Below are 25,099 nucleotides of genomic sequence, written 5' to 3' on the forward strand. Positions count from 1 at the left end.
TCTCACCTAAACATATCTCTAGGAAGCCCCTTCCTAATCCTTATGGATTCCACTATTTTAGGCATATGTTCTTCGGGGACTTTCCCCCAATGAGAGAACCTGCTTTGCCAAAAAGCTCTTCCAGAAGACGCCGACCTCAACTCATCCGCTAAACCTAGAGATTCAGCTATAGGCATAAGCCCGTCGACCACGAGGAGCGGCCCCCTCTGCGATATGTTTGAAATTTTACCGCGCCTTTTAGTTATCAAGTTTATGATGATGCCAACCTGCTCGGCTGGCGCAGATATTTGAACCGCGTATACTGGTTCAAGTAGAACTGGACTAGCTGACATAAACGACTTGAAGATCGCCTTTCTCACCGTCGGGGTTATCTGCGCATACCCCCTCGCCTCTTTTTCACGAGCAAGACAAGCGTCAACTAAGTTTACCCTTACGCCTCTCAGAGGCTCGCCACATAAAGGTCCATATTTACACGCCCATTTAAAACCGCTTACAATGGCATTTAAATCCTCTTCAGAATAATCCTTTCCAGAAATGTCAACGAGAACGTTCTCGTTCTCTTCGACGTTAAGTATTCGTTCAATATTTTTAATGTTTTCTTTAAAGCCCGCTTCCTCATCGAGAGCTATTGATGAGTTTACGTCTAATGGCTCAACATTCACTGATATACTGTTAAGTTCATTGGGGCTTACAACCGTTACCACAGCGCCAACCTTTTCAACGCTCTCCCTATAAGATATCATAGGTTTAGAGACGATTATCTCTAGGTCAGGCATAATCTCTTTTATGGTTTTTATGGAAACGTCTAAGTGCAGTTCACCCACACCGCTGAGAAGATATTCACCCGTCTCTTCATTAATTGAAAGGGATAGATTAGGATCCTCAATTAAAAGAGATCTCAGAGCCTCCATTAGACGTGAAAGATTTCTGGGATCTTTCGGCTCAACAGACACCGTGACAACTGGTTCCGAGACATATTTAATTTCCTCAAACGGAACCGCGCTATCCTTATGTTCTACGTCAACTATGGTTTCACCCGCTCTAATCATCTTAAAGCCTGAGAGCGCCGCTATGTTGCCGGAGTCGAGTCTGCCAGCATGCTCCCTGAATGCGCCCATGTAAATTGAAACGCGGTTGATTACGCACTCCTCACCAGCGTTCAAGAGGTAAACCTTGTCACCTTCCTCCACACTACCTGAAAATATTCTTCCAGTAGCCACCAAACCTTCCGCGGGATCCCTCTTAACATTAACCACACATATGGTTGTTGGGCCGTAGGGGTCGCATTCGACCATCGCCCTACCTATTTCTGAATGGGGATCCCCTCTCCATATTTTCGGCACCCTGTATTTCTGCGCCTCGACGGGGCTCGGCAAGCTTCTTACAATAGCTTCCAGAACAGCTTTATGAAGTGGAATGGTCTCTTGAAGGCCCTGCCACTCATCACTATTATATGCTTCAATTAGGTCGTTAAATTTTATGTTCTTTCTTTTAGCGGACTCCGCCGTCAGCCCCCATTTATGCAGTGCTGAGCCGAATATAACGTTTTCCTTAGACGTGTCAACCTTCCACTCATCCTTGAAACGCTGCTCACAATACATATCTATCAGGTTGTTGAAGTCTCGAATTATGCGCGCTATTTTAGTGTAAATTTCCCTTGCCGTTAACCTCAGCTCAGTAATTAATCTGTCAACCTTATTTATTAGGAGGATGGGTTTGACGCGTTCATTTAACATTTGTCTTGTGACCACTTCTGTTTGCGCCATGATCTCTTCAACAGCGTCAACCAGAACTATCGCGCCATCAATTATTCTTAAGGCTCGTGTAACCCTGCCTGTAAAGTCAACATGCCCCGGTGTATCAATGAGATTCACAACGTATTTTTCGCCATTCACCTTATGTAGTAGCGATATGTTGCCAGCCTTTATCGTTATTCCTCTTCTCCGCTCCTCCTCAAGATAATCCAGCATCAGTATTTCGCCAGCTAGACTGTAGGGTATCAACCCGGCCTCCGCGAGCAGTAAATCCGTTAATGTTGTTTTTCCATGATCTATATGGGCCACTACGCCAACATTACGGATACGTTCTTTTCTTCTCATAACCGCTAATATCTCTTCCACTTGAGCGGTCTTCGGCATGCGCTTTCTCACTCAACAATCTAGTGTTCTCTAATTTTAGGCTTAATAGTCTCTTTAGAATTAATTTTAACTAAAAATAATTTTTCCGTATCACGGCATAAATGCGCTATTTATACCTCTCGCGCCTCTTTTTCCTCTTCCTTTTTTCACGACGCATTCTCTTCTTCTTCCACTTAGCCCGCATCGCCCCATCCTCTTTTAAATGAATCAATGTTAAATTTGCTTGTGAGCCTCATATCGAGGCTTCAGGGACTCTAGAAAGGTCTTTCCACTTAACTTATTAATTTTTCGGGTTTAACAATCATTATGAGCGCTACGCTTATAAAACTGAAGGCTCTTAGTAGTGAAAACCGGGGATTCGAGGAAAACTAGGGATGAAAAGCCGTTTACTCTGCATACCTTGCACTTTAAGGGCAGCGTACGATATCGCCACCAAGGCGACCGACGATGAGGAGATGCATAAAAAGGTTCTATATGAAACTTTAAAGTGGCTAAATAGTAATGGTGATCTATTAAATGTTACTCCCACGGTATTGCATACACACGTGTTTAGGCTAGTTCAGAAGATAACTGGAAACAACGATCCCTTCGCGAAACTAAAGAGGGAATCAAATAGAATCGCTATGCGTTTAATACCGTTCCTGGAGAGCGAAATCGAGAAAAAGTCTTTTAACGATGCTTTTAAACTGTCGATGTTGGGAGCAATATGTGGAAACTCTATAGACTTTGAGGTTGAAGGACATCAAGTTTTTGTTGAGGGGCTTGAAAAGTCTTTGATGAATTGCTTGGGAGGTGGGTTAGCGCTGGATGATACACATAAGCTCATTGGAGCCCTCTCGAAATCCCATACAGTTCTCTATCTGCTTGATAACGCTGGCGAAATAGTCTTTGATAAACTGTTCATCGGCACCATCATTAAAAGATTCTCGGTTAAAGTCTTTGCTGCCGTAAAGTCTGGGCCCATAATGAACGATGCGACGATGGAAGACGCATTACAGATAGGGCTAAACGAAGTTGCAGAGGTTGTTACAACTGGCAGTACTTCGATAGGGCTAAACCTAGAAGAATGCTCAGAAGACTTTATTAGACTCTTGAAGGAAGCCGACGTTATAATCGCTAAGGGTCAAGGCTATTATGAAAGTTTAACTGAGATTGAACATGCTTTCTTAAAGCCAATCGCATATATGCTTAGGGCTAAATGTTCGGCTGTCGCTAAATCCTTCAACGTACCCCAAGGTGCGAATGTTGTTAAGGTCATAAATTACTAAGCGATCATACCTGGGAAGTTTATGAGGCTAGGTGCGCTCTTTTCTGGTGGAAAGGATTCGTGTTTAGCAATCTATAAGGCTCTTAAATTCCACGAGGTTCGCTGCTTAGTAAGCTTGATTCCGAAGAGCGAAGAGAGCCGCCTATTCCATTATCCCAATGTTTGGGTGACCAAGTATCAGGCGGAGGCCATGGGGCTGCCAATAATTCAGGTAGAAACTGGCGATAGCGAGGCTGAGGGGATCCTCAGTCTACGTAAAGCCTTGAGCTTAGCTATTAAAACGTTTAGGATTGAGGGGGTTGTCACTGGGGCAATAAGATCCATGTATCAGGCAAGCAGATTCCAGAAGGCGTGCGCTGAGCTTGGGCTTTGGTGCTTTAACCCATTATGGCTTATGGATCAAAATGAATTATTGAATGAGATTATAGGGCAAGGATTCCATGTCATAATTTCAGGAATATTTGCTTACCCCCTCGACGAAAGCTTTCTTGGAAAAACCATAGACCATGAGGTTGTAAGGAAAATTATGGCTCTACAAGAGAAATATGGTGTGAGCGCCGCTGGCGAAGGCGGTGAAATAGAGACAACTGTTTTAGATGCGCCGTTTTTCAGGAAGAGAATTGAAGTGGTGGATTATGAGATACAGTACAGGGATTATTCTGGAATATTCAGAATAAAAGGTTTGAGGTTAATTGATAAATGAGGATGCTGCTGGTGAGCTTGTGCCATGATAGTTTAAGCGAACTAGAATTCGTTAAGCCAGTATCACGGATCTTAAGCAAGCAGGGCGTCAACACATCCATAAAACATTATATGGAAATCAGCCTAGAAGACATCTCCCCGGTAGAAAAAGTCATTGTTTGTGGATCAGCCTTAAAGGACGAAGAATTCTTGAGAAGTGAACGATTTAAATGGTTAGAAAAATGTGATAAGCCAGTTTTATGTGTGGGTTTAGGTTTTCAGGCTCTCGCAAAAGCCTTTGGCTGCAACCTCTTTAATAGGACAAAGATTGGAGTATTTAACGTGAAACTAGTTAGGGGTAACGTGCTAATAGGTGAAAAAAGGTTTCACGCATTTTTTCTAACGAGGAAAGCCGCAAGTATATCAAGGCCCCTAGAAACACTAGCTAAAACAGGAACTTTAGACTGTATGATCAAACATGATTCAAAAGATATTTACGGCTGTCTCTTTCACCCAGAAGTTACAAGGCCTGAAATAATTTTGAATTTTGCTTTGAGGATCTAGGCTAGTTAATCTTGAAGATTCTTTTAGCATTTTCAGTCGTCGCCTCAGCCACAATCTCTGCGCTAACACCTTTAAGCTCCGCGACAGCGTTCAACGCTTTAACTATGTGAGCTGGCTCCGAGATCTCCCCAGCATAAACGACTGGTGAGTCGGTTTCTAAGATTATGTTATCTAAAGGAGTTTTCATTATCACCCTTCTATGCTCTTTACTGTAGGTTGCTGCTGGTGTAGCGGAGACGCAGTACCCGTAGTCGAGAAGCCTTTTTAAGGCGCCATTAGGGCCGCTAAACCAATGGAAAACGGCCCTTTTCACCCCGGCTTCTATAACTATGTTAACGCAGTCATCCCAAGCGCCCCTACTATGAATTGAAACAGGCTTATCGATTCTCCTCGCCATATAGAGAATTCTCCTGAAGATTCTTCTTTGCAGTTCCCGCCTATCCTCGCTTCTTCTGGCATCTTTATCCCAGTAATCTAAGCCAACCTCGCCCAGAGCCACTACTTTATCGATATTATCTTCGATGAATCTTATGGTCTCCTCAACCTTTGAGGGGTCAAGCCCCCATGGATGAAGCCCCAGCGCCGGGTAAATCCTTAATCCTTTAACCTCATATTTTCGGCTTTCACTCATCACCCAAATATTTGAATCATAGTCTGAACCCACAGCTATTATTGCAATGACGCCTGAATCAGCAGCCCTCCTAACGGCATTCTTAAGATCATTAACACCTTCCAAATGTGCATGAGTATCTATTAGATCCATGCCCACCGCACCTTAATATGGTGCTATTTCTCAACCAAAAAGCCTCATCGCCATAATTAAACTTATAAAATTTAGGGACAATTGAACTATAATTACGCTATCTACTCGCAGCACCCTAAAAAGGTTGAAGCTTAAGGTTTACCTCCGCACCTCCCCGATCAACTTCCCGCGGCTATCGTATATCTCTATGAGCAGCGGCATTTGGCCAACCGCGAAGTGCGTTGCACATGCAAGACACGGATCATACGCCCTAAAAGCCATCTCCACCATGTTAAGCAAACTCTGATCAACTTTTCCACCGTGTATTAAACCTTTTGCAGCGTTACGTATCGATATGTTTATTGAGGGGACATTATTTACTGTGGCAACAATCAAGTTAACATCCTTAACCAACGCATTTTTATCCAGCACATAATGGTGGATTAATGTGCCCCTCGCCGCCTCAACAACCCCAACGCCCTCCCCCGGCTCATCCGGCTTATTCCGAATGTTCCTGCTGGTTATTTCCGGATCCTTAATGAGCTCAGCGGCGCGCTCAGCCGCGTAAAGCAGCTCTATGAGCCTAGCCCAGTGATAGGCTAGCGTAGAGTGCACTGGTTTTCCACCTAACGTCCTATACATGAGCCGATATTCTTCTTGGGCTAGTGGCGTCGCCATACCTTCAGAGGCATTAAGTCTACCAAGGGGGCCAACACGATAAATCCCGCTTTCAGGACCGTCAATAAAGCCCTTCCATCCAACCTTTCTCAAGTATGGAAGCTTAACGTACGTCCATTCCTCAACACGTTCAGCTATGTGATTCAAATAATCTTTCGCATCAAATTTTACGAATTCATTACCATAGGGGTCGACAACCCTTATCTTTCCATCGTAAAAGTTAACTTTATTGTTTTCGTCAACTAAACCCATATAGTAGGTGCGTAATGAGTAAACATCGCTCCTGACCAAGTCTATGTACTCAGTGTTCTCTAAAACTATCTTATGGAAAAGATCCAGCGAAAACTTAGCGAACTCAATGGATGAGGAAACCATCTTCTCAATTTCCCGTCTATCTTCTTCGCTTAATGGTTTAGACAAGCCGCCCGGCAATCCGGAAACTGGATGCGTAGCTTTGCCACCTATAATCTCCACAATTCTCTGTCCGTAAGCTCTATGCCTTATAATCTCCCTGCCAATATCTAAACCTAGGCTTTCGATCACGCCCAGAATGTTACGTTTTTCTGGCGGAGCTTTCGGGCCGACTATAAAGTCCGGACCGCCAAGATAGTAAAAGTGCAGTATGTGATCGTAGATTATGTAGCCGCAGTACATGAGCTCTCTAAGCTTTTTAGCCGGCTCGGGCGGCTCAACATGAAACGCCGCGTCTAGAGCTTTTGTCCCAGCCATATGATGCGCTACCGGGCAGACGCCGCAAATCCTGCTCGTCAACACAGGCATATCTTCAGCTTTTCTCCCAACACAGAACCTTTCGAAGCCGCGGAGCTCAGGAACCTGCATGTAAGCGTTTTCCACATCGCCCTCCTCGTTCAGAAAAATAGTTATTTTGCCATGGCCCTCAAGTCTCGTGATCGGATCTATAATTATCTTTTTCATTTACGAGTAGGCCTCCTTTTCAAGATTGAAGCTGGCAGAGTATACATGTAAAATGTTCCAGCTGGATCCACTATCCGGTTTACAGCCCTTTCAATTTCCTCAAAAGGCTTTTTCTCCTCCGCGCTAATTATTGACGCTAATGCGCTTAACATAGCTGCGCCTTGATCAGATACGTTAGGGCATGGCCCTCCACACCCGGTGCAAGGCATATCAGCCTTTAAGCATCTAGCCCCGCATCCACCCCTCGTCGCTGGACCCATACATACTATGCCTTGTTCAAGCAAGCATCTTTCCGGGTCTGGAATTTTCTCGTAAACGCGGTATATCTGAGAGATTTTTTTATTCTCCTTTTTCTTTGAGCATTCATCGCACACGGACTTTAAGGGCGCTAGAACTGAGCCCCTCGGAGGGAGATCCCCCCTAAATACCGCCTCTAACGCAGATACTGTCCTCTCTACTGCTGGCGGGCATCCCGGAACATAATAGTCGACTTCAACAACTTGGTGGAGAGCTTTTACATCATCGTAAAATTCTGGAAGAGATAGCTCGCCTTCCCTGACGTATGTTTTAGGTTTAGGCGAAATGTTTTCTGGATTAACCGTGGAAGCGATCTTAAAGTACACTTTCTCAAAGACCTCGCTCCTACCGTAAAGGTTTGCGAGTCCAGGGATCCCCCCGAAGCAGGCGCATGATCCGTAAGCGACGAGTATCTTAGACTTCTCTCTTAACAGTTTTGCCATATAGTCTTGTTCGCTACTGCGTATGCCGCCATTAAAGAAGCAAACGTCTATATGCTTATCGGGCATTTTTTCAACATCGCCATATTTTATATCCATGGCAGCTGGCCAGAAGATAATATCTGCAAATTGCACTGTGTCAAGTATCTTCTCGTCTATATCGAGCACCGCTATCTCACATCCACCGCAGCTCGCAGCCCAATAGAAGGCGAGCTTAAGTTTCTTTTCACCCAAGCAGCATCACTTAGAATCTTTTTACTCTACACTTCGATTTAAAAGCTTTACATGTTTTTAAAATAGACTAAATGAGGTAAGCGCGTAATGAAGAGAGTAAATGTTATCGCTTAAATTTACAACTAATTTAGTAACATTACTTGCAATTCAATGGGTTAACGATATACTTAGAACATGGTTGTAATTGAGATGAAGAGAACTGTAAAAAGAAGGTTGAAAAAGTGGTTGTCGGGGGCAGAGAGGGTTGTCATAGCTGGTATTGGAAACCCCATCCGCATGGATGACTATATAGGAGTAATCATAACTCGTAGTCTGCATGGAAGAGTATCCGAGAAAGTTCTTTTAATCGAATGTGAAACGGTTCCAGAAAGCTACATGCAGCAGATATTAGATTTTAAGCCAACACACATTATATTAATAGACGCTGCACTTTTAGGCCTAAAACCCGGAGAAGTGAAACTTTTAGAGCCTAGAGACATGGGGTTTTCCCCAGCATTTTCAACTCACATCCTACCTCTCCAAATTTTCTGCGAGTATCTCACTAAAATGATAAACGCTAAAATAATGCTTCTTCTAGTGCAACCCAAAAAGACAGATTTCGGCGATGAGCTAACCCCAGAAGTTCTCTCCACGGGAAAGGAGATTGCAGATCTCCTAATTGAAATCCTTCCCCGCTAGGGAAAGTTTACATAAACAACAAAGGATAAATTATTTTAGGTAATTTAGAGTTAGAGTAAGAAATCGCTAGTGATGATAAAAATTTACGCTCAGTAGTTATGGAGAGAATGCAAATGCTAACCGAAAAAAGCGTAAAGATACGTGATGAGTATTGCAGCAGATGCATTATATGTTCTTCAGTATGCCCATTCGAGGCGATATACCTCAATAGAGAAGCCGGAGAAGTGATATTGGACATAGAGAAGTGCCAAGTCTGCGGTATATGCTTTAGCGCCTGCCCATCATCATCTATAGACATAGCTTACTACAAGGTTGCCTTACTCTCCAAGTATGTTGAAAAGATGCGGAAAAACAACCTGTTGTTAATGTGTAGAGGGGCAATAATAAAACCTGAGCTAAAAGAAAGCCTGAAGAAAAATGGAGTATTAGATGACTCCGCTCAATTACATGTACCATGCGTCGGTCGCATACCGCCAGAGTTTTTGCTTAAAACTATAGAGGCTGGCGTGAAAAAGATATTGATTGTGCCCTGTGAGGATGATAAGTGCCGATTTAAGGTTGGAAGCGATATAAGCGTATCTCGCCTAGTACTATTACAAAAACTGCTTAGCCAGATCGGATTAGATTACAATGCGCTATCTTTTGTGAGGAGCTCTATAAAAGCGTACATCAATAAGTATAGGTGTATAGGCTGTGGAAACTGCGCGTATACATGCCCAAATAGGGCAATAAAGATTGTGTCGCCCGGTGTGGCACAACTCAATGAGGCTGCTTGCTCCGGCTGCGGCGCATGCGTATCTGTTTGCCCATCTCTTGCAATTAACTTAGAGGGCTTTGAAAACAACTTAATTCTTGAGACTATCTCTAAATACCGCCCATTAATTAGCGAAGTAAAAATAAGGAGCGGTAGCCCGGTGGTAGCGGTATTCTATTGCCACTGGGCCAACTTTCCCGCGCCGGATGAGTATCGCGCCCATATCAAGGAGAGCATTGTGTTCTTTGAGATCCCATGCTCAAGCATGATTAGCCCGCTATATATTCTCCAAGCCTTCTACGAGGGGTTTGACGGTGTTCTGGTAGTAGCCTGTAAAAAAGGCGAGTGCAAGTTTGAGAGGGGCAATGAATTAGCTGAAAGGCATATAGTCGCGCTTAAAAATCTCCTTAGACAGGTTAACCTCGAAAACAGACTTGAAATATGTTTTGTATCGCCAAAATATTTAGGGGAGATTGATAATCAAATTAAATTATTCATGGATAGAATAGCGTCTCTAATCGAGGGATCTAGATGATAATTGTAAAAGAGAAACCTTTAGACGAAATACTGGGCTTCCTCCTACCTTACGAGAGCATACTTATTGTTGGATGCGATGGCTGTACTCAGCCCCCAAGAGGGTTGAGAGAAGCGATGACCTACGCCATGCTCATTGAGATGAGAGCTAAGATTAAGGGAAAAACTAACCTTAAATGCAGAGCTACCACCGTATCTATGCAATGCGATAATCACATATGCTCGACAACCTTAACGCCCCAGCTGGAAGGCATCGACGCCATCTTATCTCTTGCATGCGGCGTCGGCGTCCAAACCCTAGTGGAGGTTTTTCCGGAAATCCCTGTTTACCCCGGTCAAAACACCGTCTTTGTCGGCTCGCAAGAAAGAGAGGGCGGCACGATGCACGAGAAATGCAAGGCTTGTGGGGAATGTTTATTGGGGGAAACTGGCGGCATATGTCCAATAACTAATTGCCCAAAGGGCATATTGAATGGGCCCTGCGGTGGATGTGTTGATGGGAAATGTGAGGTTCCGTTTGAAATAAGGGATGAATCTGGAAAGGTTGTAAAGACTATTGTTAAGGACTGCGCCTGGTACCTAATGTATCAAAGACTGAAGAAGCTGAATAGGTTAGATTTGTTCAGAAAATATAGGCCCCCGAGGAATAGAGCCATTTCAAGCTCGCCGAGACTTCTGGAGGTTGTTTGAGAATGGTTCAAGCGTTCTCTGATCTAATGAAGAATATACTTGATGGGAGATTCGTGTATACTGGGGAACTGGAGCCCCACAAGTCAATAGATCTATCCGAAGTCATCTCTTGGGCGAAAACATTGAAGGAGACCGGAAGAGTAGTTGCGGCGAATGTTACGGATAATCCGAAGAGCGTAGGAGCCATAAGCAGCCTCGTCGCAAGCTATATAATCCAGAGGGAAACAGGGCTAGAGATGATATATCAACTCAGATGCAGCGATAGAAACCGCTTAGCGCTAGTTTCAGACTTGTTGGGCGCTGCAGCTTTAGGCATAAGAAACGTTTTAGCGCTGACCGGCGATCATACTAGGCAAGGCGATATGCCGACAGCTATGCCGGTATACGATTTAGATGGAACACAGCTTGTAGATTTAATACATAGGATGGTCTACGAGGGGAAGGATATCGATGGAAATGAAATTCATGGGCCACGCCCACAGTTCAATATCGGAGCGGCGGCTAACCCAAATTTTAAGCCGCTGGAAGTCGAGGTACTGAAGATTGAGCGAAAAGCTGAAGTTGGGGCGGAATTCTTCCAGACACAGGTCGTCTTTGATGTTAATGTGGCGCTAGACTTCCTAGATGCCGTTAAGCACATAGATGCCGCGTTTCTTATAGGAATATTTCCGCCAAGATCATATGGTCAAGCCGAATACTTCGCTAAGCATGTTCCCGGAGTTCAGGTTCCAGCCGAGTTTCTAGAGAACCTCAAAAAGATCTCTGAGATACCTGACAGAAAAGAGCGAAGAAAGAAAATTGACGAGTATAACATAGAATATTTCTCCGACTTTATAAGGGCCGTGAGAAAGAAGGCTCCCTGTAGGGGCATACATATAATGGCTGTGGGTTACCCCGAGGTCGTCGGCCCGCTAATCGAGAGCGTTGAAGGCATGTAGCCAAACCTGAGCAAATAGCTCGTTATAAATCACACTTTTATTTTCCTGAAAGCTTCACATCTTTAATTTTTATCGCCGGAAAGAAGTGGCCTTTACCGAATGTCCGCCCCTCCTTAGATATGGCCCCAATATTCTTGAACAGGTCTAATATGTGTCCGCCAGCCATCAAGTTCTTAACGGGATGCTTTTTCACACCGTCTTCTATTAGAAAACCTTCATCGATGGTTGTCGAAAACTCTCCTGAAACCATGTTGGGCGAGAACGACGCATTTAAAACCAGAATACCCCTCTTTGTTTCAGAAATGATCTCGTCTAAAGCGCTCTCCCCAGGCTTAACTCTAATATTGCTCGGTCCAGCTCCAACGTACCCGCTGTAGCCGCCTCTAATAGCGTGACCAGTTGACTCAACGCTCATTATTCCAGCGGAATAAGAGTTATGAAGGAATGAAAGGACTATACCCTTCTCTATAACCTTTAGCGGTCTTCTCGGAACGCCTTCGCCATCATACGTGCTGCTCGCTATAGCTCCGGGAACCGTTCCATCGTCAAGAACCTCAAGGTTTTCCGGAGCTATCTGCTTGCCCAAAGTGTTGGAGGCAAATGTTCTCCCCTTAACGGCTGATTCACCAGACAACGCCGAGAGTAGGCTTGAGAATAATGATCCGGACGCTTCCGGGAGCAGGATTAATGGTAGAAAGCCGCTTTCAACCCTTCTAGAGCCAAACTGCTCTATGGCTTTTTCAGCGGCCCGCCTTCCAATCCAGCATGGATCTATCTCTCGCAGCGACACAGCGTAGTCGAACTCATAGGAGCTTCCCACGTCGCCCTCTTCTCTATAAATGGGTTGAAGATAGGCTGACGCTGAAGTTTTTTCCATTTCAACCGCAACACCAGTTGATGCCACTAAATATCCTTTAGCATAGCCCGCGCCAAAACCGCCGAAAAACATGGCGCCTCCCCGAACCCCTTCAGCAGCATCAATCATATCTTTCGAGATTCTACTAGCATCTTCGAGAGTTAAGTGGATTATTGCGCTATCGCATAATCCGGGAACTTCGGGAGCTTTTGACGGGCCAGGTATACCCTTAAAGTATGGGTCTGGCTGCGCAACTCTAGCGAATCCAACAGCCCTATTAACCGTTGCCTCTATGTCGGCATCCTCTAGGCTTTGCGAGAAAGCTACGCCCATACCTCTATTTTTAAAGACCCTAACTCCTATGCCGACATCCACTCTTGAGTATGCTTCCCTAATCCCCCTACCAAGGATACTGATGCTTAAAGCCCGAGAGCAGGATGCGAACACATCGTAGAAGTCTATGTCGAACCTGGAGAGGAGAACAGCAGCCTTCTCAACCGGTGTAATTATGTCTACTCCACTCATCTTCATCTCCTCCCGCCGACAACTATGCCGTCTATCCTAAAGTGTGGTGCCCCAGCATCAACAAACATGCTCTGCCCAGATTTGCCGCACATTCCAGGCATCTCTATACTAAGGTCTCTTCCCACAGCGGTTATATTTTTTAGAGCTTCAAGGGTTAATCCGCTTACGGCGACGTCCCTTAAATGTTCTGTGAGCTCGCCTTTCCTTATTAGCCATGCTTCCTCAACCTTACATGTGAACTGGCCTTTCTCCGACTCAACATAACCATATTGGGAGCCGGATAAGTAAATGCCAAACTCGATATCCTCAAGCAGTTCTTCAAGCGCCATATCTCTAGGAGCAAGATAAGTATTTGACATACGTACAATAGGCGGATAGTGATGCGACTGGGCTCTAGCGCTTCCTTCTGGTTTGCCGCCGAGTTTAGCGGCAGATTCAAGCGAATGCAGAAAGCCAACTAAAACGCCGTCTCTTATTATTACGTGAGGTCTAGCCTTAACCCCCTCATGATCATAAGTGAAATGTCCATATCCGTCTCTCGTCGGGTCGTCGATTATTGTTACAAGGTCGCTCGCTATCTTCTGCCCCATCTTATCAGATATTATCGACCCCCCACTAAAAACGAGATCGCCTTCACTGTTATGTCCGATAGCCTCATGAATGAATAAGCCTCCAACCTTAGGATCCACAACAACCGTATACATGCCTCTCGGAGGAGGATGTGCGCTCAGCAAGCTGACAGCTCTTTTCGCAGCCTTAAGGGAGAAGTCTTCCGCGGAAATTTTCTCAATCAACTCGTACCCGGCGACATTACCAACCCTTTCGTACCCTTCTTGCATGTTATCGCCCTCCTTCGCTATTACCCGGCACGATAAAAGTGTTCTTGGAGCGATTTCCTCGACGAAGGTTCCAAAGGAATTGCACGTAATAACTCTTGTTAAGATATCTCTGTAGTTCACAAACACGTCTTTTACTCTGTCGCTGAAAGCCCTTGCAGTCTTCTCCAGCTCAAGAACCCTCTTAACTTTCTCCTCGGGGCTAATGTCTTCTGGATTAATCTTAACCTCATGTTTGATAAAATCAACTGAGGGTTCAACCTCAATTATCTTTGCTTCCTCCCCAGAATGGGCCGTTATAGATTTAGCGCATCCAATAGCATCTGTTAAGGTTCTCTCAGCGCTCTCCCTCGTGACAACATTGGTTGACGCGAACCCCCAACGTCCATTAACAATAACCCTTATCCCTATACCCCTTAAAATTCCTGAAGAGAGAGCCTTTGCGACGCCGTTTTCAACACCTATACTGCTACTTCTCTCTTCGAAGTATCTGACTTCACAAAAACTGACTCCTTTAGCTAACCCGCTTTCAACGATTGATTCAAGGAGATCCCTCAAAAATGGGCACCAACCGTGTTAAACGATTATAATAGATTACTGACCAAGAGACCATATAAGGTTAACGAATCTTATCCAAACTAGAATTGCCGCAAGTTTTTGCTGAGCCTAAGGGAAGAGCGATCAATGGGTTTTGCTTCTAGGATTGAAATTTAACGAGCACCTTCTTCCCAATATAGGATTTAACCCCGCTTATGTAAATTACTTCACCAGACATAGATTAACTTAACCCGGAACCATTTTATAAACATGAAAACGAGAATTAAATTGGGGGCGGAGTAACTTTTCTCTCCGCTAAAGGCTTTTTTGACCACTTAATGAAATCTGTCGATGGAGGCTCATCCGCATAGAGCCTTTTTCTGAACGCTTCCAGGAGATAATTTTCTCTTCCCATAAATTCTGCGGAGGTTAAAACCTTGTGGCTTACATCTGCCGCAGATTCAATAACCGTTTTCATAACACTATTCCAGCCCGCATCCCGTAATAGATGATGATCGAGTATAACTGTTGGAACATGTTTAGCGATTATCTTCAAGTTTTCTATAGCTGAATTTATGTTCTTATGGTTCAGCCTAAAGTCCGCAAGATATATGGGCGGACCGCCTATAATAGCCATTTGGGGAGCCTCCCTGAGAATTATAGATAGTGTTTCCTGCGACATCGGTCCCTGAACATCCGGCGCAAACAGAATACGCTCACCTTTATACCTAATAACTGAAATTATAACCCATCCCAGATCGGAGCCTTCAGGTCCATGAAAAACTGGTTTAGAGAAGGATATATATGTGTCGCCGAACATAAACGTTCTATTATCAGCGACCTCAAGCCTTTCAGCGTATCCACCGCTTGTTTTGGCAAATAGCCATCCGCGACGCCTCTGGCTAAAATTCGCATACTCCCTATAACTTTTTGCTAAGATAAATTTTCCTCTATAGATTTTCTCAGCTATCTCTGCAGAGCACCAGTTGTAAGCCCAGTCGGTGAAGGACGGCGTATGGTGATCAAAGTGATAGTGGCTTACCGTTATAACTTCAGATTTCCCGGCAAATCTAATGATCTCTTCGCGCCTATTTCTGAGAGCTTCATACTCCTTTGGGTGAGGCGGAAGACCATAACGGTTCGGTCCAAGTGAGACGCCAGCATCTAATAAAACTTTGACGTCTGGAGTTTCAACATAAGTACACATAGATCTGACGCCTAAACTTTCATAGGCAACTGGTACTACCAGAATCTCTTTAAGGCTACTGCTCATCTACCCGCACCATAAACATCAATTTAATCCTACTCTTCGTAAGGAATCTCATAGCTGACACTAATGTTTGGAAAACGGCTCTTAACATGCTCAATTATATCTAAAACTTGTTCCCTTCTACATTTTATAATGACAATAGCGTTATGTTCACTCTCTCTTTGATACTCCACCTCCAAGCATTTATCCCTCACATTAGAGTTGTAGGGAAAACGCGTCGTTTCCGGGTAGGCTCTGCACTCAAGATCCACATCACAGATACCCTCAGAAGGGTCAGATTCATCATCACCTACCACCAAAATCTTAAAAACAGGTATATTTAAACCGTATCCTTAAAATTTAAAGAAGAACCGTTAATAAGGAGGGCTGCTAAAAACTATGATAAGACTGGATAAAATGCTGAGTTGGTGGAAGCATGTCATACTGTCCAGTATGCGGCACAAAATTGCCTGAAGAAAAAGGCGCTAGATTCTGCCCAAATTGCGGCGCTCCGACCCGCGATACTTTAAGAAGGATGGAACCCGCATGGTCTTGCACATTGCAAGCAAGGACCATAATCTTCTTAGTAACTTTATTACTTTGTTTTACGGCAACGGTTTTTGGCGCTTTAGCGGAAGTCGACCCGTTAGAAGCGTCAAACATAAAGAGAGAGATGGATACTCTTGAGACAGCCATAAAAACAGTTGGGGTTCAAGTAATTTTCGGCAATAATTTCATGCATACGTTAGTAATGTTTGTCCCCATAGTGGGGCCAGGATGGGGTTTTTTCGTCCTCTATAACACTGGAAGGGTTTTCGCGGCAATTGCCACTACGATGAAGATGAACCCAATCATTCTTCTTTCACTTACGTTATTGTACCCGTTTGCTTGGATGGAATACATATCTTATGCTCTCGCAATCTCAGAGAGCTTCATACTAGCGTATTCCATAGCTAAACATGGTTTCAAGAACGAGCTTAGAACCATGTCTGTAATTCTTGCAATATGCTCAATAATTTTATTGTTGGCGGCAATAATAGAATTCGCCATGATAAAAATTAGCTTAGGTGGACTAATCGGATAGTAAGCGATTGCCTCAAGTTCTTTAAATTATACAATGGGAGCGATGTTCTAAAAAGATAAAACGGCTTTTATATTCCCATCAAAATTATTATATTTTAAGGTGTCCGGCTTGAGCTATGAGATGTGGACTGAAAAGTATCGGCCGCGCACATTAGATGACATAGTTGACCAGGAGGAGATAGTTGCTAGGCTCAAAAGCTTCGTCAAGGCTAAAAATGTTCCTCACTGCATATTTGCTGGACCGCCCGGTACCGGGAAGACGACCGCTGCCCTTTGCCTAGCACATGACCTTTACGGCGAAAACTATCGGGAGTATATAATGGAGCTTAATGCTAGCGATGAGAGGGGCATAAACGTTATCAGGGAGACTGTAAAAACTTTCGCTAGGACAAAGCCTATAGGCGAAGTAACATTCAAACTGTTGATTCTGGACGAAGCGGATAATATGACTGATGACGCTCAGCAAGCTTTAAGGCGAACGATGGAGCGGTATAGCGAGACCGCACGCTTCATATTGATAGCTAACTACAGCGGCAAGATAATTGAACCTATCCAATCGCGCTGCGCCCCATTCAGATTCACGTATCTGCCAGCCGAAGCTGTAACGAAAAGAATCAAATATATATGTGAAAAGGAGAACGTTGAGATCACAGATGACGGTATAGAGGCCATACTGGATCTCAGCGGAGGAGATTTAAGAAAAACTCTGAATATTCTTCAGACAGCGGCTTCAGTCGGTAAAACGGTGACAGCGGACCTAGTTTACGCTGTCGTCGGCAAAGCTAACCCGGCAGATATTAGGGAAATGATGCTCATGGCTTTAAACGGCGACTTCATTTCTGCGAGGAATAAGCTTAGGGAGCTAACTCGAAAATATGGTCTCGCCGGGACAGATATAATAAGGCAGATTCACAGCGAAACATTTCGATTAAATATCCCTGATATTTGGAAGGTTAAGTTAGCCGACATTATCGGCGAAGCTGACTATAGGTTAGTTCGAGGAGCAACCGAGGAAGTTCAGCTCAGCGCGTTGCTCGCTAAACTCGTCGAGGCAGGTTACGAAATGAAGAGAAGCTCTAAATGAGATGGTGCCTTCCATGTTTTCTTCACCTTATATTCCATGGACTTTAAAGTACAAGCCTAAATCTATATCAGAGGTTATAGGAAACGAAGAGGCTAAAAGAAAAATCCTTGAGTGGATAAATTCTTGGAAGAAGGGCGCGCCGGAGAAGAAGGCTCTGTTCATATATGGTCCGCCGGGCGTTGGCAAGACAGCAACGGTTGAAGCCTTAGCGAATGATCTCGACATGGAGTTGGTTATGAGCGACGCCAGCACGTACAGGACTGAAGAGGCTGTTAAACGCTTCGCTGGGAGAGCCTCACAGTTTGGCTCATTGTTCGGCCGAAGTAAAATCATAGTGTTTGATGAGGTGGACGGTTTAACTGGCTCGGCCGACGCTGGTGGATTAGCAGCGATAATGGATGTGATAAGGAATACAAGGATGCCAGTTATATTGATTGCAAACGACGCTTATGACCCTAGGTTTACGCCATTAAGAAATCTCTGCTTGATGGTCGAGTTCAAAAGGCTTTCCGTAACCGAGGTTGCAAAGCATTTAGCGAGGATATGCGTTAAGGAGGGCATCGTTGCCGATGATAAGGCCTTAAGGTTCATAGCGGAGAGAAGCGGTGGTGATGTTAGATCGGCGATATTGGATCTTCAGGCATTAGCGCAGGGCAAGGACAAGCTGACATACGAAGATGTTTCTTGGCTGGCGGTGCGCGATAGGAAAGAGGAGATATTTAACGTTTTAAGGATGATTTTCTACGCGAAGAGCGCTATAACGGCTAGAAACGCTGTAAATATGGCTGATGTCGATTTAGACATGCTTTTCGAATGGATATACGAGAATATTCCATATCACATTAAGAACCCGCCTGAACTCGCCGCCGCAATGGATGCCCTCGCAAAAGCGGACATTTATCGCGGGATTCTTAAAGAGACCGGGGACTGGTCTTTCCTCCGCTACATCACTGACCTGATGACGGGTGGCGTCGCGTTCTCATGGAGCAAAAAATCCCCAGGCTGGACCCCGTTTAGATTTCCGGAGCGCATAAAAATAGCGTCCAGCACAAAAGAGGAGAGGGAATTACTTGAGGAGATTGGCAGGAGGATTGGGAAAAAATGTCATATTTCGTCTTCACGTGCAATAGTTGAAGTTTTGCCGTACCTACGAATAATTCTTCAAAACAACCCGAAAATCGGTAAGAGAATAGCAAAGTGGTTAAATCTTAGTGAAGAAATGGTATCCTACATATCTAGCATGTCAGGTTAGCGAGAGCTCATTATTCACGCGCATGCATTATTATATGCCCAACCTCAGGCAATATTATTTCCTTAAGCGCTAAAGCTACGCTTTGCGGTGAGCCGGGTAAGCAGAATACGGCTTTACCGCCCGATACTCCCGCTATCGACCTCGTTAAAATGGCTGCTGATCCTATTTTCTGGTAGCTAAGCATTCTGAATATTTCGCCAAAGCCGGATATCTCCTTATCAAGTAATGGTTGAACCGCCTCTATTGTTACGTCTTTTGGGCTTATGCCTGTTCCACCTGACATTATTATCGCATCGACTTTACGCGATTTTAAAGCTTTCATAACTGTTTTCTGAATCATCTCTTTGTCATCTGTAACTATTTTCCGTAGGGTTACCTTATGCCCATTCTCCTTAAGCATTTGAACTATTAGATCGCCGCTCGGATCATTTATTTTCCTTGTCTCAACATATTCCTTATACCGTGAAGTGCTGCAGGTTATCACGGCGAAGTTTAGGGTTTTAGGGGCTTCAGCCTTATGTTTAAGTGCGGTTTCGCTCAACTACTCCTTCACCTTCTTAACGACATATATGTTTTGGATTAAAGTGTATGGGTACTGCCCATCTACGTCCTTTTCATATTGTTTAACCATATCCCATATTGTCAGCAACGCAATAGATGTTGCAACTAAAGCCTCCATTTCAACCCCAGTTTGGGCGCGCGTCTTCACCGTGGATTCAACTTCAATCATGTTTTCGCCTAAGATCCTAACGTCAATATTAACGTTCGTTATAGGGATTGGATGGCAGAGCGGTATAAGCATCGAAGTATTTTTTGCCGCCAGAATACCGGCTATTTTAGCCGTGTATAATGGATCCCCCTTTTCAACCCTTCCCTCTCTAATTAGCTTTATTGTCTCGGATCTCAGCTTTATCTGTCCACGTGCCTTAGCTTCGCGATAAACTTCACTTTTAGCGGTTATATCCACCATCGACATTTTTTGGCACCAGCAACAACTTTTTGATTGCCCACCATTATTCTATTTTTATCGTGACCGCTGTTGCTGAAACCTTGAAATCTCCTCTTCAACCCTGCCTATTTGTATCAGCAATTCCTGAATTGACTGCTCTAGGCGCGATAGGTTTATTTTCAGGGTCTCCATGCTCTTTCTGAAGTATTCAAGTCTCGCATGAACGGCTTCTGGAATAGAAACCCTTGAAATATAGTCTTTAGCCTCACATATCTCTTTGAGCCTTAAGATCTCAAGAATTGTTTCCGAGGGGCTTTTAATTATATCCCTAGATAATTCGATGAAATCTTGCCCTTCTGTAACCGCTTTCCTCAAATAATCTAACGCCTGCTTCGATAGGTTTTGGCGCGGCTCAGCCTGCTTCTTTAGAACTTCAAGAAAACTGTTTATTGGCTGCATAAACTCTCTATAAGCTCTCCTTATCGACGAGGCTTTCTCCGGTTTAAGCAGAAGCATATAGTCTCTCATCTCCTCAGCCGCTTTTCTCGCGGCATTTACCTCATCTTCTGATTTGGCCAGCAGCTCCTCCGGAGAAGCTTTCTCATAGAGAACATTAGCCAATATTTCACCGGAAATCCTCTGTAATAAGTCTTCTAGATAAACTGTTTTTGATTCCAGCTCCTTAATTATCAACATTCATCACACAATATACTGAAATAGGTTACTTCGAAAATAAAAGCTTTCAAAGAGCCTAGCTCTATCGAAAAGTATATAAAAGATGTTTGTTTGAGTATGCTATGCTTAAACATATCTTTGAAGGGGATCGAGTATGGCAGCTGTTTCAGGCAGAATTCCTGTTTTGATATTGAAGGAGGGTTCTACGAGGAGTAGGGGTAGGGAGGCTCAGCATAATAATATTATGGCTGCTAGGGTTATTGCGGAGGCTGTTAGGAGCTCTTTGGGTCCTAAGGGTATGGATAAGATGCTTGTTGATAGTTTGGGCGATGTGACTATTACTAATGATGGTAAGACGATTCTCGATGAGATGGAGGTTGAGCATCCAGCCGCTAAGATGATGGTTGAGGTTGCTAAGGCTCAGGATAAGGAGGTCGGCGACGGAACAACGAGCGTCGTCGTATTCGCAGGCGAGCTGCTTAATAGGGCTGAGGATCTCTTAAACAAGAATATTCATCCGACGGTGATCATAGACGGCTACCGTAAGGCGGCTGACAAGGCGCTTGAAGTCTTGGAGAAGATCGCTATAGGCGTTGACCCGCAGGATAGAGACGCCTTAAAGAAGGTTGCTATGACGGCTATGGCCAGCAAGCTCGTATCGGAGAACAGGGATAGGCTGGCCGACATAGCTGTTGAGGCTATACTCCACGTGGCGCAGAGGATAGGCGACCAGTTTAAGGCTGATTTAGACGATATACTCGTCCAGAAGAAGCATGGCGAATCAGTCGCGGACACGCAGCTGATTAAGGGCTTGGTTATCGATAAGGAAGTGGTTCATCCAGGCATGCCTAAACGCGTCGAGAAGGCTAGGATAGCGCTATTGGACTGCCCGCTTGAAATAGAGAAGACGGAGTTCGACGCCAAGATAAATATTGAGACGCCTGAGCAGATGGAGGCTTTCCTACGCGAGGAGGAGAACATGCTCCGCGGAATGGTTGAGAAGATAGCCAGCGTAGGAGCGAACGTGGTTATATGCCAGAAGGGCATAGACGATATGGCTCAGCACTTCCTGGCTAGGAGGGGCATACTGGCGGTTAGGCGCGCGAAGAAGTCCGATATGGAGAAGCTGGCTAAGGCTACTGGCGGACGCGTAGTCACGAACCTGGAGGACCTTAAGCCAGAAGACCTCGGGTACGCTGAGCTGGTTGAGGAGCGTAAGATAGGCGAGGACAAGATGGTTTTCGTCGAGGGCTGCAGGAACCTTAAGGCCGTAGCGATACTCGTTAGAGGCGGAAGCGAACGCATAGTTGACGAGGCTGAGCGCTCGATACATGACGCTTTATGCGTCGTCAGAGACGTTGTCCAGGAGCCCAAGATACTGGCTGGCGGAGGAGCCCCTGAAATAGAGGTTGCGAGGGCGATTAGAGAATACGCGCAGTCCCTGCCGGGCAGGGAGCAGCTGGCAGCGCAGAGCTTCGCCGACGCGATAGAGGTTATTCCCACAGCGCTGGCCGAGAACGCTGGGCTGGATCCAATAGACATTTTATCGGAGCTTAGGGCTAGGCATGAGAGGGGTGAAACATGGGCTGGCGTAGACGTTAACGCCGGTAAGGTTAGGGATATGCGTGAAATAGATGTTTATGAGCCGCTCGCCGTCAAAAGGCAGATAATTAAGTCGGCTGTAGAGGCCGCGACAATGATACTGAAGATAGACGATGTAATAGCCGCAGGGAAAACAAAGATGCCGAAAACACCTAAGGGACCAGAAGGCTATGGCGGAGAATTTGAGTAAAAAGTAATGTGTTTAAGTTCCGCTTCTCTATTTTTTAATTAATATTTCGTGTTTATTTTCAGTTTTAGGGCATGAATACCTCATGGTTAGAGAGGTTTTTGAGGTTTCTGAACCCATTCCGCTTTTAGGGTGCATAGCGTTTGGCTTAATTGATAGGGGAACAAACCTTATTCAAGTTCGCCCGATCACGACGTGCCCACTCTCATGTATCTTTTGCTCGACGGATGCAGGCCCGAAGTCAAAGCGTAGGCGCACTGAATATATTGTTCCGCTAGATTATCTTATCGATTGGTTTAAAAGAGTCGCCGCCTTCAAAGGCGAATGCGACATAGAGGCTCATATTGACACTGTAGGAGACCCAGTAACGTATCCGCGAATAGTTGACTTGGTTTCCGGCTTAAATAACGTTAAAGGTGTCAAGGTTATTTCAATGCAGACTCACGGGTCAACATTAACCGAGAAGATTCTTGTCGATCTTTCAGAAGCCGGATTAACAAGAATAAACCTCTCGATAGATGCTTTAGGCCCCGATTTGGCGAGAAAACTTTCTGGAACAGAATGGTATGATCCATCAAGAATCGTCGATTTAATGCATTATATAGTCTCAAACACGAAGATTGATCTGCTTATTGCGCCAGTTTGGATTCCGGGAATAAACGATTTCGAAATACCAAAAATAATTGAGCTTGCAAAGAAGATCGGAGCCGGGAAAAAGTTCCCACCATTAGGCATACAAAAATATCTCATTCATAAGCACGGACGAAAAATCAGGGGTGTTAAGCCAATGTCGTGGAGAAAGTTTTATGAGCAGCTTAGGCGCTGGGAAAACGAGTTTGGAGTCAAACTTATTTTAAGGCCTGAGGACTTCGGGATACATAAGCGCCCAGCGCTTCCAAAGCCATATAGGCTCTTTGAAGTCATTCGAGTTAAAGTTGTTGGACCCGGGTGGCTTAGAGGAGAAGCATTGGCCATAACAGAGAAATGCGACAGAAGCATAACGCTAATAAACGCTGAAGATATTCCAGTCGGGTCAAAGGTTAAAGCCCGCATATTATCCAGCAAGGATAACATTTTTGTCGCCGAACCCATAACTTGACTTATGAAGGATAATATTTAAGCAATAGCGGCTTCCCGGTGGTTTAGGCCATGCGCATATATATCGATAGGAAAATTAGGGCGGATTTTCCGGACCTAAAGGTTCTAGCCGCCACCGTAGAAAATCTAAAGGTTAAAAAGGATGATCCAGATCTTGATCTGTTGAAGGCTGAAACCATTAGGGAGGTTAAATCCAAGTACAAGGTTGATTTGCTTAAAGATATACCAAGCGTTAAGGCCTATAGGGAATTCTTCTGGAGAATCGGGATAGATCCAACTAAAAGTAGGCCGGCTGCAGAAGCCTTAATAAGAAGGGTGCTCCTAAATAATCCGCTGCCTAAAATTAATACGTTCGTTGACTCGCTTAACCTAGCTTCTTTGAAATCTGAAGTTGCAATAGGATCGTTCGATATAGATAAGGTTTCCGGAGAACTTATAGCTATAAGGTATGCGAGTGAAGGCGAAGTTTTTCGCGGAATAGGTATGAGCAACCCTATCACGCTTAAAGGATGCGAAATGGTACTTTCGGATAACGTGGGTCCAATAGTTATCTACCCGCATAGAGACTCTGAACGCACAAAAATAACTGAAGCAACTCAAAAAGCCCTGCTAGTTTTCTGCGGGGTTCCAGGCATAAGCGAAAACATGCTTCTGGAAGCGATGAGTATTACTATGGGTTTAATAATTAAATTTTGCGGGGGATCCGCTAAACCCGTAGAGGTCGAGTAGAATGTGTGGAAGATTCAAGTCTCTCTTAGAGGAAGCTGAGAGAAAAAAGAGTTCGAGAATAGTTTTGGCTCTAGATGTTGTCGCTGAGAGCCGTGAAAAACTTTTTTCAAAGAGCATGCAGATACTTGACGAAGTTTACGAGTATATATGCGCTTTAAAGATCAACCATCACCTCGTTTTACCGCTCGGACTATTTGATGGCGTAAAGAGAATCCTAGACAAGGCTAAGGATCTTGGGCTACCGGCGATAATAGATTGCAAGGCTAATGATGTTGGAAGCACGAATCGTGTAATAGCGGAAAATTACTTTGAAGCCGGGTTTGATGCGCTCATCGCAAATCCCTTCGTCGGCTGGGAAGATGGCCTCCAGCCGATTTTCGAAGTTGCCGAAAAAATGGAGCGCGGCATAATATTGTTGGTTTATATGAGCCACAAGGCTGCTTGGGAAGGCTACGGACAAAAGGTTTACGACGAAAACACAGGGACAATTAAACCACAGTACATTATTTTCGCTGAGAAGGCTCTGGCTTGGAAAGCTGACGGGGCAGTAGTTGGCGCAACATATCCTGAAAAAATAAGTGAAGTATACGCTATTCTGGGAAAGAGTATACCGATATATTCGCCGGGGGTTGGCGTGCAGGGTGGAGACCTTGAGAGAGCTATACTGGCTGGTGCGCATTACTTAATAGTTGGAAGATCGATAGTTGAAGCTGAAGAGCCTGCTGAAGCCGCCAGAAGGTTTCGGGATTCTTCAAATAAAGTCATTAACAGTATTGGTTGCAGAGCGGATTTAGGCAGCCGACCTTAGATGTCCGTCCATTAGTCATTAGCAGATCCCTAGCAACGGGCTTCCTCATCGGTCAGCT

The 25,099-nt window shown here is 44.7% G+C and carries 25 protein-coding genes; 14 read left to right on the forward strand and 11 right to left on the reverse strand.

The window, feature by feature from the left end; translation table 11 throughout:
• Positions 1-2: 2 nt before the first annotated feature.
• Positions 3-2,138 carry a GTP-binding protein gene (locus QXR61_00940; GenBank protein MEM3756519.1) on the reverse strand — a complete coding sequence of 712 codons (2,136 nt, stop codon included), beginning with the start codon at positions 2,136-2,138 and terminating at the stop codon, positions 3-5.
• Positions 2,139-2,512: 374 nt separating this feature from the next.
• On the opposite strand from QXR61_00940, the gene QXR61_00945 reads away from it, so the two are divergent.
• The 3 genes from QXR61_00945 to QXR61_00955 are packed head-to-tail and all read left to right on the forward strand — an operon-like array spanning position 2,513 to position 4,650.
• Positions 2,513-3,406: an ARMT1-like domain-containing protein gene (locus tag QXR61_00945; protein ID MEM3756520.1), complete on the forward strand. Its 894-nt coding sequence runs from the start codon at positions 2,513-2,515 to the stop codon at positions 3,404-3,406.
• 21 nt (positions 3,407-3,427) lie between these two features.
• Complete coding sequence (locus QXR61_00950) at positions 3,428-4,108, forward strand: diphthine--ammonia ligase (GenBank protein ID MEM3756521.1); 681 nt, start codon at positions 3,428-3,430, stop codon at positions 4,106-4,108.
• Positions 4,105-4,650, forward strand: coding sequence for a hypothetical protein (locus QXR61_00955; GenBank protein MEM3756522.1), 546 nt, complete (start codon positions 4,105-4,107; stop codon positions 4,648-4,650). Before QXR61_00950 ends, QXR61_00955 begins: the two co-directional genes overlap by 4 nt.
• A 1-nt stretch (position 4,651) precedes the next feature.
• Here QXR61_00955 and QXR61_00960 read toward each other — a convergent pair whose 3' ends face one another.
• From QXR61_00960 to QXR61_00970, 3 genes are all read right to left on the reverse strand, one after another.
• Positions 4,652-5,413: a TatD family hydrolase gene (locus tag QXR61_00960; GenBank protein MEM3756523.1), complete on the reverse strand. Its 762-nt coding sequence runs from the start codon at positions 5,411-5,413 to the stop codon at positions 4,652-4,654.
• Between the two features lie 138 nt (positions 5,414-5,551).
• Complete coding sequence (locus QXR61_00965) at positions 5,552-7,006, reverse strand: Ni/Fe hydrogenase subunit alpha (protein MEM3756524.1); 1,455 nt, start codon at positions 7,004-7,006, stop codon at positions 5,552-5,554.
• Positions 7,003-7,977, reverse strand: a complete 975-nt coding sequence (locus QXR61_00970; GenBank protein MEM3756525.1) for an oxidoreductase — start codon at positions 7,975-7,977, stop codon at positions 7,003-7,005. Before QXR61_00970 ends, QXR61_00965 begins: the two co-directional genes overlap by 4 nt.
• Positions 7,978-8,166: 189 nt before the next feature.
• On the opposite strand from QXR61_00970, the gene QXR61_00975 reads away from it, so the two are divergent.
• The 4 genes from QXR61_00975 to QXR61_00990 all read left to right on the forward strand — a co-directional run bounded on the left by QXR61_00975 (position 8,167) and on the right by QXR61_00990 (position 11,571).
• On the forward strand, positions 8,167-8,655 hold the full coding sequence (locus tag QXR61_00975; GenBank protein MEM3756526.1) for a hydrogenase maturation protease: 489 nt from the start codon (positions 8,167-8,169) through the stop codon (positions 8,653-8,655).
• Between the two features lie 113 nt (positions 8,656-8,768).
• Positions 8,769-9,944 (forward strand): hydrogenase iron-sulfur subunit, encoded by a 1,176-nt coding sequence (locus QXR61_00980; protein MEM3756527.1) that lies wholly within the window; start codon positions 8,769-8,771, stop codon positions 9,942-9,944.
• Positions 9,941-10,633 (forward strand): methylenetetrahydrofolate reductase C-terminal domain-containing protein, encoded by a 693-nt coding sequence (locus tag QXR61_00985; GenBank protein ID MEM3756528.1) that lies wholly within the window; start codon positions 9,941-9,943, stop codon positions 10,631-10,633. The genes QXR61_00980 and QXR61_00985 overlap by 4 nt, the downstream gene beginning before the upstream one ends.
• Positions 10,634-10,635: 2 nt before the next feature.
• Complete coding sequence (locus QXR61_00990) at positions 10,636-11,571, forward strand: methylenetetrahydrofolate reductase (GenBank protein MEM3756529.1); 936 nt, start codon at positions 10,636-10,638, stop codon at positions 11,569-11,571.
• A gap of 37 nt (positions 11,572-11,608) precedes the next feature.
• On the opposite strand, the gene QXR61_00995 is transcribed toward QXR61_00990, so the two are convergent.
• The 4 genes from QXR61_00995 to QXR61_01010 form a co-directional block, all read right to left on the reverse strand.
• Entirely contained in the window at positions 11,609-12,952 is a 1,344-nt protein-coding gene (locus QXR61_00995) for a TldD/PmbA family protein (protein MEM3756530.1), read from the reverse strand.
• A gap of 2 nt (positions 12,953-12,954) precedes the next feature.
• On the reverse strand, positions 12,955-14,346 hold the full coding sequence (locus QXR61_01000) for a TldD/PmbA family protein (GenBank protein MEM3756531.1): 1,392 nt from the start codon (positions 14,344-14,346) through the stop codon (positions 12,955-12,957).
• Between the two features lie 262 nt (positions 14,347-14,608).
• Entirely contained in the window at positions 14,609-15,598 is a 990-nt protein-coding gene (locus tag QXR61_01005; GenBank protein ID MEM3756532.1) for a hypothetical protein, read from the reverse strand.
• A gap of 29 nt (positions 15,599-15,627) precedes the next feature.
• Positions 15,628-15,894, reverse strand: coding sequence for a hypothetical protein (locus QXR61_01010; protein ID MEM3756533.1), 267 nt, complete (start codon positions 15,892-15,894; stop codon positions 15,628-15,630).
• Positions 15,895-16,010: 116 nt separating this feature from the next.
• Here QXR61_01010 and QXR61_01015 point away from each other — a divergent pair, with 116 nt between their 5' ends.
• The 3 genes from QXR61_01015 (at position 16,011) to QXR61_01025 (ending at position 18,993) form a co-directional block, all read left to right on the forward strand.
• Complete coding sequence (locus QXR61_01015; protein ID MEM3756534.1) at positions 16,011-16,658, forward strand: zinc ribbon domain-containing protein; 648 nt, start codon at positions 16,011-16,013, stop codon at positions 16,656-16,658.
• Between the two features lie 120 nt (positions 16,659-16,778).
• Positions 16,779-17,741 carry a replication factor C small subunit gene (locus tag QXR61_01020; GenBank protein ID MEM3756535.1) on the forward strand — a complete coding sequence of 321 codons (963 nt, stop codon included), beginning with the start codon at positions 16,779-16,781 and terminating at the stop codon, positions 17,739-17,741.
• Positions 17,742-17,754: 13 nt separating this feature from the next.
• A complete protein-coding gene (locus QXR61_01025) occupies positions 17,755-18,993 on the forward strand; it encodes a replication factor C large subunit (protein ID MEM3756536.1) in 1,239 nt (412 codons plus the stop codon).
• A 10-nt stretch (positions 18,994-19,003) separates the two neighbouring features.
• Here the strand turns inward: QXR61_01025 and QXR61_01030 are convergent, their stop codons facing one another.
• The 3 genes from QXR61_01030 to QXR61_01040 are packed head-to-tail and all read right to left on the reverse strand — an operon-like array spanning position 19,004 to position 20,638.
• Complete coding sequence (locus QXR61_01030; protein ID MEM3756537.1) at positions 19,004-19,534, reverse strand: molybdenum cofactor biosynthesis protein B; 531 nt, start codon at positions 19,532-19,534, stop codon at positions 19,004-19,006.
• A complete protein-coding gene (gene moaC, locus QXR61_01035) occupies positions 19,535-19,969 on the reverse strand; it encodes a cyclic pyranopterin monophosphate synthase MoaC (GenBank protein ID MEM3756538.1) in 435 nt (144 codons plus the stop codon).
• Between the two features lie 48 nt (positions 19,970-20,017).
• Entirely contained in the window at positions 20,018-20,638 is a 621-nt protein-coding gene (locus tag QXR61_01040) for a hypothetical protein (protein MEM3756539.1), read from the reverse strand.
• Between the two features lie 133 nt (positions 20,639-20,771).
• Between QXR61_01040 and thsB the strand changes: the two genes are divergently transcribed.
• The 4 genes from thsB to QXR61_01060 all read left to right on the forward strand — a co-directional run bounded on the left by thsB (position 20,772) and on the right by QXR61_01060 (position 25,041).
• Positions 20,772-22,409 carry a thermosome subunit beta gene (gene thsB, locus QXR61_01045; GenBank protein MEM3756540.1) on the forward strand — a complete coding sequence of 546 codons (1,638 nt, stop codon included), beginning with the start codon at positions 20,772-20,774 and terminating at the stop codon, positions 22,407-22,409.
• A gap of 82 nt (positions 22,410-22,491) precedes the next feature.
• Positions 22,492-23,505, forward strand: a complete 1,014-nt coding sequence (locus QXR61_01050) for a radical SAM protein (GenBank protein MEM3756541.1) — start codon at positions 22,492-22,494, stop codon at positions 23,503-23,505.
• A 50-nt stretch (positions 23,506-23,555) separates the two neighbouring features.
• Entirely contained in the window at positions 23,556-24,233 is a 678-nt protein-coding gene (locus QXR61_01055) for a phenylalanine--tRNA ligase beta subunit-related protein (protein MEM3756542.1), read from the forward strand.
• Position 24,234: 1 nt separating this feature from the next.
• Positions 24,235-25,041 carry an orotidine 5'-phosphate decarboxylase gene (locus QXR61_01060; GenBank protein MEM3756543.1) on the forward strand — a complete coding sequence of 269 codons (807 nt, stop codon included), beginning with the start codon at positions 24,235-24,237 and terminating at the stop codon, positions 25,039-25,041.
• Positions 25,042-25,099: the final 58 nt, after the last annotated feature.

It is taken from the genome of Candidatus Bathyarchaeia archaeon, assembly GCA_038882715.1.
Classification (GTDB): domain Archaea; phylum Thermoproteota; class Bathyarchaeia; order Bathyarchaeales; family DTEX01; genus DTEX01.